Source organism: Vibrio sp. 2132-1, from assembly GCF_033344315.1.
The window spans coordinates 72,101-90,870 of the sequence record NZ_JAWPON010000010.1 but is presented as its reverse complement, the minus strand read 5'-3'; the positions used below and the strand labels follow the sequence as shown (position 1 = coordinate 90,870).

Genomic DNA, 18,770 nt, shown 5'->3' with positions numbered 1-18,770 from the left:
TATTCACTATTGAGCATTGGGTAACACGAAAATAAAATCATTCCCACAGGGACCGCTACGCGATTCTCATATATCCTCGCAATATAGTTACCGCACTTCCAGAAAGTTTAACGTGCTCAATGCTTAACAACTCTGTATGAACGACCCCACTTCTCTTAGAGGCTTGGAAGCCTTTCAGTTGCTTTTTGTTGAGCTTTTTAGCCCAGTAAACACATAAAGCGCAATGTGCAGAGCCTGTAACTGGGTCCTCGTTAACACCCACCCAAGGCGCGAAGTATCGAGAGACAAAATCGGCGTCAGTGCTTGATTGAGCAGTGATGACGACGCCACGGCCTTTTTGTTTAAGCAGCGCACCAAAATCAGGGTCGAGCTGTTCAAGTACAAATTCATCATTAATGACGACCAACTGCTTATTATCAAACTGACCGTAGGCGACTACATTGGCGGCATCTAACCCCAAACCATGAAGTAAGTCTTTGTTAATACTAGCTCGCATATCTAAAGTTGGAGCAGGAAACACCAAATGAATTTCTTCATGATCGAGTTGTGCAGTTAAAACCCCAGATAGCGTAACGAACTCAATCGTATCTCCAGTATTATATAACCCCTGCTCTTTCAGAACGTGCGCCGTTGCAAGTGTGCCGTGTCCACACAAAGCAACTTCCGTCCTCGGTGTAAACCAACGAAGTTGCATTGTACTGAGTGACAGAAATGCCGTTTCAGATAACGACATCTCGGCCGCGATGGCCAACATCGTTTCCTCATCAAGGCTTGACTCTGTGATACAAACACCCGCGGGATTACCTTTGAAAACCTCTGATGTAAACGAGTCAACCTGAAAAATTTTAACTTCCACGAAATATCCTTAAGTTCTATCAAACACGTAATTCTGTATCACGTGATTTTTAATATCTGTTGTTTGAGCAAAAAAAACCTATGAAATTTTCTACCAACCTTATAGGTCTTGTTGGAAGCGCTAACAAACAGGAGAATGTAGTTAATTATGCAAAACGTAAAAAGCCATCATCAATGTGACTCAATTGGATATCTTATCGGAGTTTTCGGCGTTTCTTTAGTTCTAATATGGATTGGTATTTATAAATTCACACCTACAGAGGCCAAGCTTATACAACCGCTCGTTGAAAATCATTTTCTGATGAGTTGGTTGTATGATGTGATGTCAGTTCAAACCGTATCAAACATCATTGGCGCAACAGAAATCATTGTCGCTATTGGATTAATCGTTGGCCTTAAAAACACACGAGTCGCTTATTTTTCTGGCATAGCCGCCGCAATTATTTTTCTTGCGACACTCAGCTTTCTAATTACAACACCGAATACATGGAAAGTGTCTGATGGGGTTTTGGTGACAAACTTCTTTTTAGTAAAAGATATTCTATTTTTAGCCATTGCGATTAGCGTCATCGAACGAAACAAGCCAAACAGAGAATAACTCTAAATAGTTCGAAATCTTGTTTTTCCAGAACGTAGCCTGAAAGGTGCAAACGACTTACAAGTCGAATGGTTCTGTCAATAACTCTAAACAAAGACTCTTAAATTTAGAATGTTTAAGAGTCTTTGCCTTCTAATGATGCGAAACAACATCCTAGCGTAAAGTGAAAAGAAAAGCCTTTTACTCTACTGCTAAGGTTTATTGATACTTTGCCGAAGTAATGAACTCACCGAATGTCTCGCACCATACAACAACCGTATTGTATTCAGAAATTGAAGTGCTTTGAGGAACCTCAACAACGAAGTTATCGAACGTTTTGACATCACCAATTAAGCTCATCTCAGATTTAAGGTCATTAAACTCTTGTTCCGTTTCGACAAACTTAGGAGATAGATAGAGTTTATAGTCTGGTCCGGGAGCGAGTTTTCCTACCAACGTAATGACTTCAGAACTCAAATGAATTTCTCCCTCTCCCCAATGAAAAGCGTCGCTACCTTTGAGTTCCCTCTTAAACACTGCGCTGTATTCTGCACCTTGCTTGCTCTTAGCAACTTGTTCATCGGTCGGCGCAGGTGGTGCAATAAGGATCGGTAAAGTATAGATACCTATCGCAATGCCAATAGAAACTGCCACTAAGTGACTGATTGTTAATTTAATTATATTTTTCAAGGTCATAAGCATCTTCTTATTAGTTTTACTACTTGAAATTAGATTCAAATCGGCCTTATCTGTCTATTATCGAGCAGCATAATGTCATTAACATTATACACAAGCTATGCGCACTAAATGCAGACTGAGCGCAATTAAAAACGGCTGATAATTAATATCAGCCGTTTGCTTATCGGAAATGTCGTTGTGCCGGTTTGGTCACTATTCCGCTTCCACCAAAGCGATCTTATCGGATGTCGATTTTTCCAATTTTATCGCAATAAACTTAGAGGTTGGCGTAAACGTTCTATCCCCATAACTGTCCAAAGGAACTAATGGGTTTGTTTCTGGATAGTAAGCCGCCGCCTGACCTGCTGGTACATCATAGGCAACAAGCGTAAATCCGCTCACACGGCGCTCAACGCCATCTTCCCACAATGACACCATGTCCACTTTGTCGCCCGGTTCAAAACCGAGTTTACGAATATCCGCTTCATTGATAAACAGCACTTCGCGCATACCAAATACTCCACGATAACGGTCATTCAAGCCGTAAAGTGTCGTATTGTATTGGTCGTGTGAGCGCATGGTTTGCAAGATCAAATCTGGCTTTTGGCCTTTTTCGAGTATCGCTTCGCTGATCAACTGCTTCGGCAACTCGCTAGAGCTGAACTGTGCTTTGCCGCTTGGTGTATTCCATCGACGCTCAGCAGCTGGGTTTACCAAGTGGAATCCACCCGGGTGTTTAAGCTTATGGTTAAAGTCGGTAAAGCCCGGAATCGTGTCGGCAATCAAATCGCGAATACGGTCGTAATCTTCAATCGCCCACAACCAATCAATTGGTTTTGCCCCGAGTGTAGCATTGGCAATACCGGCAATAATCGCTGGTTCTGAACGCAAATGCTCCGAACGCGGTTTTAGCTGACCAAATGAGATATGCACCATGCTGAAAGTATCTTCAACCGTCACGCCTTGTGGGCCAGTTGCTTGCTGATCAATCTCGGTACGGCCTAAGCACGGAAGAATAAGCGCATCTTTACCTGTGACAAGGTGAGAACGATTTAACTTCGTCGAAATGTGTACGGTTAAATTACAGTTTCGCATCGCGTTGTGCGTACGTTCTGTGTCTGGCGTTGCTTGTGCAAAGTTACCGCCCAAACCGATAAATACTTTCGCTTGCCCTTCTTCCATCGCTTTAATGGCTTGCACAGTGTTGTGGCCTTCACCGCGCGGGACGGCAAAGTTAAATCGACTTTCAATGCGATCCAACAACAGATCTGAAGGTTTTTCATCAATGCCCATCGTACGGTCGCCCTGAACGTTACTGTGACCACGTACTGGTGAAAGACCCGCGCCCGGCTTACCAACGTTACCTCGTAACATTTGCACGTTTGCGACTTCTTTAATGGTTGGTACAGAGTGACGATGCTGAGTCAACCCCATCGCCCAACACATGATCACACGTTCTGCACGTCGATACATGCTCGCCACCATCTCGATTTCACTTAAATCAAGACCCGATTGTTCCGCGATGTGTTCCCAAGAGGTTGCGTCCACTTCAGCCAAATACTCATCAATACCTGTTGTGTGTTGCTTGATGAATTCACGATCAAATACCGCTTTTCCACCGTTTTGCAATGCCTCGCGTTCCCATTGCAACAAGAATTTCGCGATGCCACGAAATACTGCCATGTCTCCGCCCAAAGCAGGACGCAGGTACGCCGTGTTTGTAGGCTCTGAGCCATTACTCAACATCTCAATCGGCATTTGTGGGTTTTGGAAACGCTCTAATCCGCGCTCTTTCAGCGGGTTTAGACAGATAACCTGTGCACCACGTTTCACCGCTTCGCGCAGAGGTTCAAGCATTCGTGGGTGGTTCGTGCCCGGGTTTTGACCAATCACGAAAATCGCATCAGCTTCTTCAAAATCATCAAAGATCACTGTGCCTTTACCAACGCCAATGGTGTCTTTCATCCCGATAGCACTGGCTTCGTGGCACATGTTGGAACAATCTGGAAAGTTATTGGTACCGAATGCGCGCACAAATAGCTGATACAAAAACGCCGCTTCGTTGCTTGCACGACCAGAGGTATAAAACTCAGCTTGGTGTGGTGAATCCAATTGATTGAGATGTTTCGCGACAAGTGCAAAAGCCTCATCCCAAGAGACTGGCACATAGTGATCGGATTCAGCATCGTATCGCATTGGGTGCGTGATACGGCCTTGGTATTCCAACCAGTAATCGGTTTGCGTTGAGAGAGAAGAAACGCTGTGATTGGCAAAAAACTCAGGATCAACCAGACGATTGGTCGCTTCCCAGTTTACTGCTTTCGCGCCATTCTCACAAAAATTGACTTTACCACTATCTGGCGACTCACCCCATGCACATCCCGGGCAGTCGAAACCGCCATTTTGGTTGGTTTTGAGCATGGTGCGAATGTTTTTAACTGCATTTTCACTGCCCCACCAACTTCTGGTTACGGCTTTCAGTGCACCCCAACCACCAGCTGGACCTTTGTATGTTTTTATTTGTTCTTTTTGGCTCACGACTTTACTCCTCGCAGATATACCAGCAAGCAGGGTGCCCGTGAAAACAAGCGCGTTATTTATTGAGATAATGCGGAAGTATTGAAGGGCTTAGTTTCTAATCCATGTATTTTTTAATCCAAATAAGTAACCACTCAACATGCTCTCGCTTGTCCGAGCGTTTACTTATCTAGATTCTTGATATCGGATACCCGCCTACTGTTTCTAAGACTGTTAGATTCAATTCGCATTGTTGCGCCTTGATCTAAATCAAAGATTAAGTCGTTATTCAATATGCGTCCAATTGATAATCCTGACCGAGTGATAAACAAAATCTATGACGAATTTTTCCACTGACGGTCGTCACATTTTTAATCAATACAATTTATGAGGTTAATCGTTTTCCCATCAGATTCCACCTAGTTCGCTTAACGAACTCAATAAAATCGGCCCTCTTGATAATAGATAATATCTATCACACTATAGATACTTTAAATTTGACCCTAATTAATATCAGGAATAGCCTTGATTCAGATCAATTTTGAGTGTGGTTTTATTCTTGACTTGGTTTTGGTTTTCCATTCCCCAGTTAAAACGCTCCAGCGCTTAAAAAGTACGGTAGTGCTGTGCCCTTTTTAGGGAGTTCCCCCCGTACATGTGACTCACAACGCAAGGTTAACAAGCCATTATGGATATCAAACAACTTAAATATCTCATCGCACTTGAACAGACCAAACACTTTGGTCAAGCCGCCGCATTGTGCCACATTACGCAGCCTACCTTGTCCATGAGAATCCGAAGCTTAGAGGAAGAACTCGATCTCGAATTAATCCAAAGAAGTCAACGATTTGAAGGGTTTACTGAAGCAGGAGAACGCATTTTAGCTTGGGCAAAAACCGTCTTAGCCGCTCATGATGGATTGCAAGCTGAAGCCGCCAACTGCCGTGGTCAGTTGGTCGGCTCTCTTCGGCTTGGAATGGTGCCACTCGCCAGCCAAAACCCGATGCAATTGCTCAAACCATTAGCTCACCAGTTCCCTGAGTTACGCTTTCAAATACTCTCCATGACGACCGAACAGATCATAGACCAACTCAATCGCAATCAACTAGATTTGGGGATGTGTTATGTCGATCAAGTTAACACCGCTTACTTCGATGTTATCGAGCTCGACTCGACCAAACTTGGCGTTTTATTCGATGAGCGTCATTTTGATTTTGCCGAATCTGAAGTGTTGTGGGAGTCACTCAATAACATTCCGCTAGGGCTGCTTTCGAAGGGTATGCACTATCGCCACTCAATTGATCTTAGCTTTGTGAGTAAAGGGCTAGTTCCGCAAACCGTCATTGAAAGTAACTCCACCTTTCACTTGATCCAAGCAGTAACCAGTGGCCTTTGTTGCGCCATTATGCCGCTGAACTGTGGATTAGAAGAGTTGAACGATACGCTTCGCATTATCCCTATCGAAGAAGCCGCCGTTCACGCCCCACTAGGTTTGTTAAAGCGAAAACAAGAACCCTTCTCCGCGCTAACCGATCAGTGCTTCGCAGAAGCAAAAAACATATTCAATCGATAACAACAACCCACACGTCAATGTTTGGCATACATAACGGCTTATGAGGTGATTTCATGAGATGTACTACTCAATCTTATTTTGAACTGTCCGATTTCAATCAAGCACCACCTCAACCAAGTGCGTTCAATTACCGAGAATTGATTGATGGCCGCCCAGTGCAACAAATGTCGCTGGCGAGTGAATCCGCCTTAGCTATCAGCTATAACGGCATTAGCCAAGCGGTCATGATGGTGACGCCAGGCCATCTGGAAGACTTCGTGAAAGGATTTAGCCTAAGCACAGGCATCGTCCACGATTTCAAAGAGATTAAAGACATTGAAATTGGTGGCGATCACGAATCTCACTATGCGGAAGTGGAAATCAGCAACCGCGCTTTCTGGGCGCTAAAAACACAGCGCCGAAATCTTGCCGGCACAACCGGATGCGGCATTTGTGGTGTAGAGGCTCTGGAACAAGCTTTGCCTGATTTGGCACCGCTAACACCGTCTCTTCCTCCGCGCTCCGATGTATTCGAAGGGCTGCGAGACAAAGTCGCACTGCATCAAGAAGCCGCACGTGAATCTGGCGCGTTACACGCCGCTTTATTTGCAGATTTACAAGGCAACATCAAGTTGTGCCGAGAGGACATCGGCCGTCACAACGCGCTAGATAAGTTGATTGGCGCATTGACCAACAATCACATCGAGCCTCAAAGTGGCTTCGCAATCATGACAAGCCGTTGCAGCTTGGAGTTGATCCACAAAGCCGTTCGCGCGCGTATCCCCACTCTGGTTTGCTTATCTGCGCCTACAGCGTTAACTGTCGAATGGGCAAGAAGAAACCATTTGAACCTAATTCACTTGCCAAAACACGGCTCGCCGCGTCTATACAGCCCCGCGCCTTAACACGTCAACCTAATCGAATTCCTAATATTTCTAACGGAGACCTCTGGGTCTCTGTTGTTTGCTTCTCGTTCCCAATTGATACTTAGCGACAAGACACTATTCTCTCCAACCAAACGTGCTCACCCCTTGTCAGCACTAAGCTTGCGTATATTAACCTGCTTGCATTTGAACGCTTTCCAACCCGATAAGAACCCTGTCAAAAACCCATAAATTAGTAAGGATTTTGTGTGACTCTTTTCACGCTTTTCCGCCTTCCTAGGCATTTCTAGGAATTTTTCCTAGCCGATCTAGGCAACCATCTCATGTGCCTTACAAAACCACTCTCTAGAATTCCGCTCAGTCAAAGGTAACAAGAGCGCATAACGGCCGCCGTTGTGTTTCTAAAACAATTACAAGAGAGTTCATCATGTTAAAATTCCTCGAACAGGTGCGGAAGCCGACCCTCGATCTTCCTGTCGAAGTTAGAAGAAAGATGTGGTTTAAACCGTTCATCCAATCTTACTTGGTCGTATTTATCGGCTACCTAACCATGTACTTGATTCGTAAGAACTTCAATGTCGCGCAAAACGACATGATCTCAACTTACGGTTTGAGCATGACAGACCTAGGTCTTATTGGCCTTGGCTTCTCCATCACATACGGCATCGGTAAAACCGTTGTGTCTTACTACGCTGACGGTAAGAACACCAAGCAATTCCTCCCTTTTATGCTGATCCTTTCTGGTCTTGCAATGCTTGGTTTCAGCTTCAGCATGGGCGGCGGTAGTGCAAGCCTGTTCTTGATGGTGGCTTTCTACGCTCTGAGTGGTTTCTTCCAAAGTACTGGTGGCCCTTCTAGTTACTCAACCATTACAAAATGGACACCTCGTAACAAACGCGGCTCTTACCTAGGCTTGTGGAACATGTCACACAACGTTGGTGGTGCGGGCGCAGCGGGTGTTGCTCTTTTCGGTGCCAACTACCTATTCGACGGACACGTAATCGGCATGTTCGTGTTCCCTTCTATCATCGCGATCATCGTTGGTTTTATCGGTATGCGCTTTGGTAGCGACTCACCAGAAGCTTACGGTCTAGGTAAAGTAGAAGAACTTTTCGATGAAGCAGTGAGTGAAGAAGACACCGCCGCTGAAGAAAACCAGATGACCAAAAAAGAAATCTTTGTTGAATACGTTCTTAAAAACAAAGTTATCTGGCTACTTTGCTTTGCCAACATCTTCCTTTACATCGTGCGTATTGGTATCGACCAATGGTCAACGGTATACGCGTACCAAGAGCTTGGTCTGTCAAAAGAAACGGCAATCTCTGGCTTTACTCTGTTCGAAGTCGGTGCGCTTGTGGGTACTTTGATGTGGGGTTACTTATCTGACCTAGCAAACGGTCGCCGCGCATTGGTTGCTTGTGTGTCTCTTGGTTTGATCATCGTATCGCTTGAGTTCTACCAACACGCAACAAATGAATTCATGTACTTGTCATCTCTATTCGTACTTGGTTTCTTGGTGTTTGGTCCGCAACTTCTTATCGGTGTTGCCGCGGTTGGTTTTGTTCCTAAAAAAGCAATCAGTGTGGCTGACGGTGTGAAAGGTACATTCGCTTACCTAATCGGTGACAGCTTCGCGAAACTTGGTCTCGGTATGATTGCAGACGGTACACCAATCTTCGGTTTAACAGGCTGGAAAGGTACCTTCGCAGCCCTAGATACCTCCGCCATGATTTGTATTGTTTTGCTTGCTTTCGTCGCTATCGCGGAAGAGAAGAAGATTCGACACGCGAAGAAGCTTCAACTTGCACAAAACCAAGCCTAACTTCTCTGCGCGCTTTACTTCGGTAAAGCGCGCAAGATCATTAAAAAGCATGGCTCAATTCAGTATCATTAAAGATTTTTCTATTAGCTCCTGTTGGAGCTTATTGTTGTTAGTCGTCTGCTCTATTTGGTTGTAATAATGATTCATGTTGCTCTAGTTGATGATCACGTCATCGTGCGTTCAGGTTTCGCACAATTATTAAATTTAGAAAGTGATATTACCGTTGTTGGTGAATTCGGCTCTGTCGCCGAAGCGCGAAAAGGGTTGCCTGCGGTACACCCACACGTCGTCATCCTAGATATTTCCATGCCAGATGAAAGCGGCTTAAACTTTCTCAGCGAAATACCAACTGGCATTGCCTGCGTGATGCTTAGCGTGCATGACTCCCCTGCGATGGTGGAAAAATCACTAAAGCTAGGTGCAAAAGGCTATCTTAGTAAACGCTGTAGCCCAGACGAACTTATTCAAGCTGTGAGAACCAGTGCTTCTGGCGGCTGTTACCTCACATCAGATATTGCACTTAAACTTGCAACGCCTAGCGACAACACCACCTCTCTATGCCAACTGACAAAACGTGAAAACGAGGTATGTCAGCTACTTGCCACTGGGTTGGATGTAAAGTCTGTCGCGGCAGAGCTTGGCTTGAGCCACAAGACTGTGCATGTTCATCGTGCGAATGCCATCGACAAACTCGGCGTGAAAAACAACGTTGAGCTCGCCAAACTATTTTCTCAAGAGTCCTTTTAATGCGAGCTTATGCTGTTACCACCATTTGCGGACTTTTTGTTATGGCTTGCGCCTGGTTCTGCTTATGGGTGATTGCCTATTACTTTGTCAATGATCCCGAGCTGGCGATCTTATTGTTTCCTTTCGCTTTACGATTAGGTGTCGCCCTACACACTCGCACCGCTTATTGGCCAACGATTTATCTTTCAGAGTGGGGGCTTTCCATCGCACTTGCGATCTTACTGGGTCAACCGCAGTGGCTTACCGTGCTGATTGCGAGCATTGCCAGTATCCCGGTCACTCTGATTGCGAAAAAATACTACTACGGTGACCAAAACCGCCACTTAGCCGTCATGGGCATTGTGATCATCATTACCGCCTTCATCAACGTAATGGCGGTCGGATTTCACGTGCCTTCTGTTTACATGGTATGGCTGGCTAGCATTTCTGGAGGCTTGCTCGTGGTGCCTATGTGCTACCTGTTGTGGAGCTATTTGTTCCAAAGTCGTTGGTCTCCGCTTAGCTCTCTCCTACTTAGTAATGCCGTTGTATTTCAGGTGCGTCATATCGTGCTTTATGCGCTGCTTTTGATCGGCAGTATTTTGGTGCAAACCAGTTTACCTGAAGAGCTAAAACGATTTGCGCCATTTTGTATGGCTATCCCAATCATCGTGTTGGCACTTCGTTACGGCTGGCAAGGAGCCCTGCTCGCCACCATGCTCAACAGCATTGCTCTGATTGCGGCTCGCAGCGGCGTATCAAATCTAGAAATCACCGATTTGTTATTATCTCTCTCGGCGCAAACCATCACCGGCATTATGCTCGGCTTAGGGGTTCAGAAACAAAAAGACCTCAATCACAAACTGCGCGGCGAACTTGCACGCAATCAGAATTTGTCTCGCCAGCTTATCAAAGCGGAAGAATCGGTAAGACGCGATATTGCGCGCGAGCTACATGACGAAATCGGCCAGAACATCACGGCAATCCGCACACAAGCCAACATCATTAAGCGGGTAAATAACACAGAAACACGCGTGGGTTGCGCCGACATGATCGAAGGGCTTTCCCTCAACGTGTACGACACCACTAAGCGACTGTTAAGCAAGCTAAGACCAAAAATGCTGGATGATTTGGACTTGAAAGAATCCGTCGAGCAACTGACGCGAGAGATGGAATTTGCCAATCACGGAACGACTGTTCAACTGAACTGGCAAGGCGATTACACCAACTTGAGTGACACGCTCAAAGTCACCCTATTCCGTTTATGCCAAGAGTCATTGAATAACGCAGCCAAGTACGCAGAAGCGCAGTTGATCAATATTGAACTGACAATTGGAGAAACGGCGATGTCATTGATGATTCACGATGATGGTGTCGGTTTCAAAGTTCAGGAGAGTATGAAAGGCATGGGCGTTCGCGGCATGCAAGAGCGTGTGCACGCGTTAGGTGGAAAAATGGTTATCTACTCCACCAGCGATCAAGTGACTGGCACACAAATCAGCATTACTTTACCTAAGGTGTAACTCAAGATGTTTGGATTTTTACGTTCACCTAAATTTACTCAACCGAGTCTAAGCAACGAGCAAATCGACCAGCGTTACCGCCATTGGCGTTTGCACATTATGTTGGGGATGTACATCGGCTACGCAGGTTTCTACTTTACCCGTAAGACCTTTAACTACGCCGCACCAGCGATGATTACCGATCTTGGCTTAGATAAAGGCGATTTGGGTCTTATCGGTACGCTTTTCTACATCACCTACGGCTGCTCGAAGTTTATTTCTGGCACGATTTCGGATCGCTCTAATCCTCGTTATTTCATGGGATTAGGATTGATTGCGACAGGTCTGGTCAACATCGCGTTCGGCTTTTCTAGCTCACTCGCGGCTTTCATTACTCTGTGGATCTTAAACGCGTGGTTCCAAGGCTGGGGCTGGCCTTCATGCTCCAAGCTGTTAACGACTTGGTATTCACGTTCCGAGCGTGGCTTCTTATGGGCGATTTGGAACACCGCACACAACGTTGGTGGCGCGCTGATCCCTATTTTGGTGGGCTATTTAACGTTGCACTACAGCTGGCGTGAAGGTTTTATTCTACCCGGCATCATCGGTGTATTACTCGGTCTATTCGTTTGTTGGCGATTGCGCGACAAACCCACAACAATGGGTTTACCAAGTGTCGGCCAATGGCGCAACGACGCGCTAGAACTTGCGCAAGAAAATTACGGACGTGGCCTCACCTACCGCGAAATTCTGAAATCGTACGTATTTAACAACAAATACATCTGGCTGCTCGCGTTCAGTTATGTGTTGGTTTACATCGTTCGTACCGCAATCAATGACTGGGGAAACCTGTACTTGACCGAGCAGCATCACTATAGCCTGATTAACGCCAACGCTGCTCTGTCTATGTTTGAAATCGGCGGTTTTGTTGGTTCATTGGTTGCGGGTTGGGGCTCAGACAAACTCTTTGGCGGTAACCGTGGGCCAATGAACTTGCTGTTCGCGATTGGGATTTTCTTATCTGTCTCTGCGCTTTGGCTGATGCCTCTGACCAACTTTGCATTCCAAGCGGCGGGATTGTTCTCCATCGGCTTCTTTGTTTTTGGACCACAAATGCTGATCGGTATGGCGGCGGCGGAGTGCTCTCACAAAGATTCTGCCGGCGCGGCAACAGGATTCGTGGGCTTGTTCGCCTACATGGGCGCAGCATTGTCTGGTTATCCACTGGCGTTAATTCTTGAAGAATATCATTGGACGGGTTTCTTCATCACCATTTCAGTTTGTGCAGCCGTCATTGGCCTTTTGTTGCTGCCATTTTTGCAAGCGCAGCCATCACGAAAACCACTCGAACCAAAGCCTCGGTTGTAAATCGACTTATCGCCCTTAGGGCAAATTGGCGAGTGACCTAACCGCGCTCGCCCTCCTTATTTAACGTATCTCTGCTCAATTTTTCTTCCGATTCAGTTCGGAGGGTTAACTATGGGAAAAATTCATGAATTTGAACACTATTTCATCGCATAGCTTCTTTCAAATGAACAACAAAATCCAAAACTACGCCTGGGGAAGCACCTCTTCTATTCACGATTTGTTTGGCTTTTCTAACGAAACGAATGAGCCTCAAGCAGAAGTATGGATGGGTACTCACCCAAACGGCTGCTCTGAAGTTCAGGTTGAGCAAAACACGCTGCCTTTGTCTGAACTGATCAAACAAAACCAACCCGCTTACTTATCAGCAGAAACCGCAGCGAAATTTGGCGACCTGCCCTTTCTGTTTAAGATCTTAGCGGCCGAACATGCACTGTCGATTCAAGTTCACCCAAGCAAACAAGATGCCGAAATAGGCTTCGAAAAAGAACAAAGTGCCGGGATCCCACTAAACGCAAGCCATCGTAACTACAAGGATCCAAACCATAAACCTGAGTTGGTGTACGCGCTGACAAGTTACCAAGCCATGAACGGTTTTCGTTCGTATGACGAGATTATTGAGGCATTTGGCCTTTGCGATATCAATGAGCTACGCACACCGCTAGATGCATTCAAACGCGAAATCAACTCACAAGGTTTACGCGATTTCTTTGTGCACATTCTGACCATGGAAGGCGAAACAAAAGAGCGTGCACTGAAACAGCTTCTTGCCCAAGCTTCAGACCAATCAGAGCAAGGTACTAACAACGACGTTTTCCAGCTCATCTTGGATCTATCCACTCAATACCCTGGCGATGTCGGCTTGTTTGCGCCATTACTGTTGAATGTCATCACGCTGCAACCTGGCGAAGCCATGTTCCTGAGCGCAAGAACGCCACACGCTTACATTAAAGGTACGGGATTAGAGATCATGGCGAACTCAGATAACGTTTTGCGTGCAGGACTCACGCAGAAACATATGGATGTTGAAGAACTGGTTAAATGCACAGACTTTGTGCCTAAGCCGTTTCACAGCCTTGTCCTAAAACCCAATGCCAATGGTTGCCAGAGCCTTTACCCCGTTCCAGTGGCAGACTTTAGTTTCAGCATTCTTAACCAACCGAACAATGAAGTGGTTGATGCCAATAGCGCAGAGATTTTGATGGCGATTGATGCCGACCTGACACTCATCAGTGATAACGGTGAGACGTTAACTGCCTCGAAAGGACAATCTGTATTTGTTCCTGCTTACGTTGGTCATTACCGTATTCAAAGTGCGGGACGTGTGGCTCGCGCCTTCAACTAGTTTTTGAATAACTGATTCAAACTAACGTCTGACCCAAGGGACTGGGTTAGACAATTTATTCCTTTCATAGATTGAACCATTCCGCTTTTAAGGCACTCATGCTTACACCTTGTCGAATCCAAACACCTACAGGCCAGTTTCTCTAAGAGGCATAACCTCCCGGATCTGCCATTTACTGCAACATTCATTGTCAAAACCCATTTATGTCCGGTAAATTCGTCGCTCCAATATCAAATCACTTGGATAATAAAGGCGCTTGCACAGTGGTATTTGTTGCAAAACGTATAATCAACGTTGTAATCAAAGCCTCAATCACTACAATCTCTGGTTCGATTTTTCAGTTAACGTTTGTATGCCGAAGTTAAACCAAGATAACCCTGTTCAAAGCTCCGCCCTTTCCGATATCGAAACCAGCAGTAAGATTCAATCGGCATTAGAACCGAAGTTTCACAAGCCAGAGAAACGTCTCTGCTTAAGCCCTGGCCTGTCGGATAAGCATTTGGCGCGCCGTTGGCAAGTATTGGAACACGTGACCAATAAAGATCATCTCCTTGATCCTTTCACGCAGTCACATTGCGATGCTTACTCCAACAACATCGAGCACTTCATTGGTACTGTTAATGTGCCGGTCGGCATTGCAGGCCCTTTGCGCGTCAACGGCTTGTATGCGAACGATGACTTTTTGGTTCCGCTCGCAACGACAGAAGCCGCGTTAGTCGCTTCCTACAACCGTGGCGCAAATCTTATCACCGCCGCTGGTGGCGCGAGCGCATTGTTACTAAGTGAAGGGGTGAGCCGAACACCAGTATTCGCCTTTAATCACCTTGCTGACGCCGGCCAGTTCGTCAGTTGGGTTGTGACCCAGTTTGACGTATTTCGTCAAATTGCGGAATCCACCACCTCACATGGCAAACTCAAAGACATCAATGTAAATATCGAAGGAAACCATGTTTATTTGGTCTTTGAATACGTGACTGGTGACGCTTCCGGACAAAACATGGTGACCATCGCAACAAACGAAGTGTTCCATCATATTTTGGCGACCAGCCCAATCAAACCAACTCAAGCATTCTTGGATGGCAACTTATCAGGCGACAAAAAACCAAACGCACACACACTGCGCTCGGTACGCGGTAAGAAAGTATCCGCCGAAGTGACCATTCCTGCTGAGTTGGTGGAAAAATATCTGCATACGACGCCGGAGTCTATGGTTCAATTTGGCAAAATGACCACGGTGGGTGGTTTACTCAGCGGGACAATTGGCGTCAACGCGCATTACGCAAATGCCCTTGCCGCGCTTTACATTGCTTGTGGTCAAGATGCCGCTTGCGTTGCAGAGTCTGCCATTGGTATCACTCGTATGGATGTGGACGCTCAAGGCAACTTGTACGCGTGCGTGACCTTGCCAAACATCATGGTGGGAACGGTTGGCGGTGGTACTGGCCTTCCAACGCAAAAAGCATGTTTGGATATTTTGGGTTTGCACGGCAACGGCAATGCGAAAGCGTTAGCCGAAGTCGCAGCTTCGCTTTGTCTGGCTGGCGAACTCTCGATTGTGGGCGCATTTTGTGCCGATCACTTTTCTCGTGCTCACCATAAGCTTGCCCGAAAATAACCTTTGTTGCTTTGTACAAGAGAACATCCGTGTGGTTTTCTCTTGTGCAAACCAATGGACTTTATTTATTGGCTCAATAATTTCTTGAAACTAACTTAAGCCTTAACAAACATACCAATCTCTTGTTAACCGTACTTTAGCTGTCCCCCTTCTATATCCATTGCGATATCTCTGCTTGTTACTCTTCATTGGCCATATTTAATATCAGTATCTTAGAAAAAATAGCATCAAAAACTTCTAGCACTATAGTACCAAATTCATCGTTTGAGTTTTTTGTTCACCACTTATAGCTACTATACTCGCCTATGCAGCTGCTTGATTTTCATAAATTTACTAAACAGCTCAAAAGAGCTTAATAACTCCCGTTAAATGGACTTAAATCGTTACTTCGGGTAAGCGAGTTAACTATGAGACGTCAGAAGCTAAATAAAATCTCTGCTTGGGTACTAGGATTGGCTATCTTATTGCTGAGCCATGTGTCTAATGTATCAGCACAAATACAGCAATCCCCATCCGATCAAACCGTTGCGCGTTTTCTCTATCAAACCTCTTTTGGACCAACACCTGCGTTAATTAATGAGGTTAGGGAAAACGGGTTAGAGGATTGGATACAGAAACAAATCAACCTGCCAGCAACCTACCATCAACCACTTTATCAAACGCCTTTTTCTAAAGGCCTACAGTCAAACCGAGAAAATGCTTGGTATCAAATTGTTGTTACTGCTGAAGATCAGCTTAGGCAGCGAACGGCTTATGCATTGAGTCAGATCGTAGTCGTTTCTCGTTATGGCGGCGTTCTTTCCAGCAAACCTACAGGGTTAGTGAATTACTACGATCTGTTGGTTGAGCATGCGTTTGGCAACTACCGAGACCTGTTGTATGACGTTTCCATCCATCCAGTCATGGGGAGCTATTTGTCTATGCTCGGTAGTGCAAAAGAAAATAGTGCGACAGGAACGCTTCCCGATGAGAACTTTGCTCGAGAGTTAATGCAGTTATTCACTATCGGTTTGTATGAACTCAATTTAGATGGCAGTAAAAAGCTAAACCACGCAACAGGCAAACCTATCCCCACGTACAATCAAACTGATATTCAAGAGCTCGCGCGAGCATTAACTGGATGGAAAAATTCCGACATCGCATTCGTGAAACCGATGCGAGTTATCAGTCAAAGACACGACACCGGCGAGAAGCGATTTCTAGGGAACGTGATCCCACCGGGTCTAACCGCACAAGAAGAGCTTTCAAAAGTGATTGATATGTTGATGTCTCACCCAAATGTTGCTCCATTTGTTTCAAAGTTACTTATCCAACGTTTGGTCAGTTCAAATCCAAGCCCAGAGTACGTCGCGCGTGTTGCTACGATATTTAACAACAATGGGGAAGGAGAAAAAGGCGATCTAACCGCCGTTGTTCGAGCCATATTGCTCGACCCTGAAGCATTAGGGATGACGGATACCCCGCCTATAAAAGTGAAAGAACCGATACTGGTCCTGACTAATTTTCATCGAGCATCAGGTTTTACGGTTAAAGGATCACGTTACGAAGACGCAACAACGATGATGAACATCGCTAATCAAGGGCCGCTTCGTTCTCCTTCCGTGTTTAATTTTTACTCTCCAGACTATCAGCCGTCTAACGAGTTTACGGAGTCTGGTATTAACTCTCCAGAGTATGAACTTCTCAATTGGTCTGTTTATACCGATTTGGTCAACTATATGTTAACCAGCACTCGTAGAGGAGGTGGTGATTCCTACCACTTCGATCTTAACGAGTTTTATCTTCTTCTGGACAATCACCGTGCCTTAGTCGAATTGGTTAACGAGCGTTTCTTTGCTGGAACGGCTTCTGCTGAATTGAAAGAGCTCATGCTCACCGCCCTGAATGATTATCGTGGGGACTATGTGCCAACAACAAAACTTGCTCTAGTGATATTTACCGCCATTTCTGGCGACGAATTCTATATTCAGGATTAGGAGTGAATTATGGATATTTCACGACGACATTTTATACAAAGCACGCTATCAATGGGCGCACTAGCCTCTCTTAGTCTGCCAGGTTACTCTCTCGCAGCGCCATCCAATGACTTTCGAGCATTAATATGTGTGTATTTAGCTGGCGGAAACGATGCGTTCAACACCGTACTGCCATTATCGGAGGCGCACTATCATCAATATTCCAAAGTCAGAGGGCCACTCTCTGTCGCCAAAGAAGACATACTCCCTATCAATTTGAGTGCTGTCGATAGCTCAAATCACCCAGTGAAGCTCGGCTTACACCCAAAGTTAAATGCGTTAACTTCCGTTTTCGAACAAGGCGATGCCAGCATCGTGCTCAATAGTGGCATTCTCAACCATCCCGTCACCAAACAAGCTATTGAGCAAGGTGAAGCATCACTACCCGAGCAACTGTTTTCTCATAATTCTCAAACAGACGCTTGGTTACTTGGTGGAATGAGCGAGTCTAAAAATCTTGGTTGGGCTGGCAGAATGTTGGATGTATTAAACTCTGAATCAGAAATAACACCGCTATACAGTGTGCATGGCAACTCGCTTTGGTTACGGGCAATGGAACACCGCCAAACCGTCCTGAAAAAAGATCGTGCAGTTCAGCTTACCGCGATTGATAACCCGCTATACAAGGGGATCTATGATCGCCTTCTCTCTCATCAAACTGACAATCCATTTAATGGTCATTTTAATTTGATGGTTGATGAGTCGATGGTAATGAGCAGTGTACTGAGCGAGCAACTCAACCACATTGCTGACGAGCCGCTGTTTACGTCATCGACGCTCGGCAAGCAGATGCAAACCGTGTACAAATTGATAGCAAGCCAAGATGTCCTGAAGCAGCAACGACAAGTCTTTTTCGTTAAACACTCTGGGTATGACCTGCACGATTCGCAATTGGCACGTCATCCAGTGCTACTTGAGGATCTCGCGACAAACCTTTTAGCAATGTATCGTGCGGTCGAACGGTTAGGGCTAAACAAGCAAGTCACCTCTTTCACTATGTCTGACTTCGGTCGACGGATGATGAGCAACGGAAATGGTACCGATCATGGCTGGGGTGGCCATCAACTATTAATTGGAGGCGCGGTAAATGGGAAACAACCTATCGGTACATGGCCGGAACTAATACTGGGCGGAAACGATGATTACTCTCAAGGCCGACTCATACCCAAAATTGCCGCTGATCAAGTTGGTTCAACACTAGCGCAGTGGATGGGCGTGAGTGATAACGCTGCACTGGAATATGTGTTCCCGAACATCCGTAAGTTTACTCATTCAAACCTAGGTTTTATGGCTTAAGATATTTTACAGGTTAGCTGT

14 protein-coding genes are annotated in these 18,770 nt (G+C 45.7%); 11 read left to right on the top strand and 3 right to left on the bottom strand.

Annotated elements, in window-relative coordinates; all coding sequences use genetic code 11:
- Window positions 1-55: 55 nt before the first annotated feature.
- Window positions 56-856, bottom strand: coding sequence for a PhzF family phenazine biosynthesis protein (locus tag R8N47_RS13000; protein WP_064354807.1), 801 nt, complete (start codon window positions 854-856; stop codon window positions 56-58).
- 147 nt (window positions 857-1,003) lie between these two features.
- Here R8N47_RS13000 and R8N47_RS12995 point away from each other — a divergent pair, with 147 nt between their 5' ends.
- The gene (locus tag R8N47_RS12995; RefSeq protein ID WP_053303648.1) at window positions 1,004-1,453 is read left to right on the top strand and encodes a YkgB family protein; all 450 of its coding nucleotides are present in this window, start codon (window positions 1,004-1,006) and stop codon (window positions 1,451-1,453) included.
- A gap of 198 nt (window positions 1,454-1,651) precedes the next feature.
- Here the strand turns inward: R8N47_RS12995 and R8N47_RS12990 are convergent, their stop codons facing one another.
- The gene (locus R8N47_RS12990) at window positions 1,652-2,128 is read right to left on the bottom strand and encodes a DM13 domain-containing protein (protein WP_005376099.1); all 477 of its coding nucleotides are present in this window, start codon (window positions 2,126-2,128) and stop codon (window positions 1,652-1,654) included.
- A 195-nt stretch (window positions 2,129-2,323) separates the two neighbouring features.
- On the bottom strand, window positions 2,324-4,648 hold the full coding sequence (locus R8N47_RS12985; protein ID WP_064354808.1) for an FdhF/YdeP family oxidoreductase: 2,325 nt from the start codon (window positions 4,646-4,648) through the stop codon (window positions 2,324-2,326).
- A gap of 667 nt (window positions 4,649-5,315) precedes the next feature.
- On the opposite strand from R8N47_RS12985, the gene R8N47_RS12980 reads away from it, so the two are divergent.
- The 10 genes from R8N47_RS12980 to R8N47_RS12935 all read left to right on the top strand — a co-directional run bounded on the left by R8N47_RS12980 (window position 5,316) and on the right by R8N47_RS12935 (window position 18,749).
- Entirely contained in the window at window positions 5,316-6,200 is an 885-nt protein-coding gene (locus R8N47_RS12980) for a LysR family transcriptional regulator (protein ID WP_005376096.1), read from the top strand.
- 53 nt (window positions 6,201-6,253) lie between these two features.
- On the top strand, window positions 6,254-7,084 hold the full coding sequence (gene fdhD, locus R8N47_RS12975) for a formate dehydrogenase accessory sulfurtransferase FdhD (protein WP_017634640.1): 831 nt from the start codon (window positions 6,254-6,256) through the stop codon (window positions 7,082-7,084).
- Between the two features lie 406 nt (window positions 7,085-7,490).
- Window positions 7,491-8,885 (top strand): hexose-6-phosphate:phosphate antiporter, encoded by a 1,395-nt coding sequence (gene uhpT, locus R8N47_RS12970; RefSeq protein WP_005479317.1) that lies wholly within the window; start codon window positions 7,491-7,493, stop codon window positions 8,883-8,885.
- Between the two features lie 138 nt (window positions 8,886-9,023).
- A complete protein-coding gene (gene uhpA, locus R8N47_RS12965; protein WP_005376090.1) occupies window positions 9,024-9,632 on the top strand; it encodes a transcriptional regulator UhpA in 609 nt (202 codons plus the stop codon).
- Entirely contained in the window at window positions 9,632-11,134 is a 1,503-nt protein-coding gene (uhpB, locus tag R8N47_RS12960; protein ID WP_064354809.1) for a signal transduction histidine-protein kinase/phosphatase UhpB, read from the top strand. Before uhpA ends, uhpB begins: the two co-directional genes overlap by 1 nt.
- 6 nt (window positions 11,135-11,140) lie before the next feature.
- Entirely contained in the window at window positions 11,141-12,481 is a 1,341-nt protein-coding gene (locus R8N47_RS12955) for an MFS transporter (RefSeq protein ID WP_005480243.1), read from the top strand.
- 124 nt (window positions 12,482-12,605) lie between these two features.
- On the top strand, window positions 12,606-13,823 hold the full coding sequence (manA, locus tag R8N47_RS12950) for a mannose-6-phosphate isomerase, class I (protein ID WP_005376084.1): 1,218 nt from the start codon (window positions 12,606-12,608) through the stop codon (window positions 13,821-13,823).
- Window positions 13,824-14,175: 352 nt separating this feature from the next.
- The gene (locus R8N47_RS12945) at window positions 14,176-15,438 is read left to right on the top strand and encodes a hydroxymethylglutaryl-CoA reductase (protein ID WP_005376082.1); all 1,263 of its coding nucleotides are present in this window, start codon (window positions 14,176-14,178) and stop codon (window positions 15,436-15,438) included.
- Window positions 15,439-15,845: 407 nt separating this feature from the next.
- Window positions 15,846-17,414 carry a DUF1800 domain-containing protein gene (locus R8N47_RS12940; protein WP_137282613.1) on the top strand — a complete coding sequence of 523 codons (1,569 nt, stop codon included), beginning with the start codon at window positions 15,846-15,848 and terminating at the stop codon, window positions 17,412-17,414.
- 9 nt (window positions 17,415-17,423) lie between these two features.
- Entirely contained in the window at window positions 17,424-18,749 is a 1,326-nt protein-coding gene (locus R8N47_RS12935; protein ID WP_064354811.1) for a DUF1501 domain-containing protein, read from the top strand.
- Window positions 18,750-18,770 lie beyond the last annotated feature (21 nt).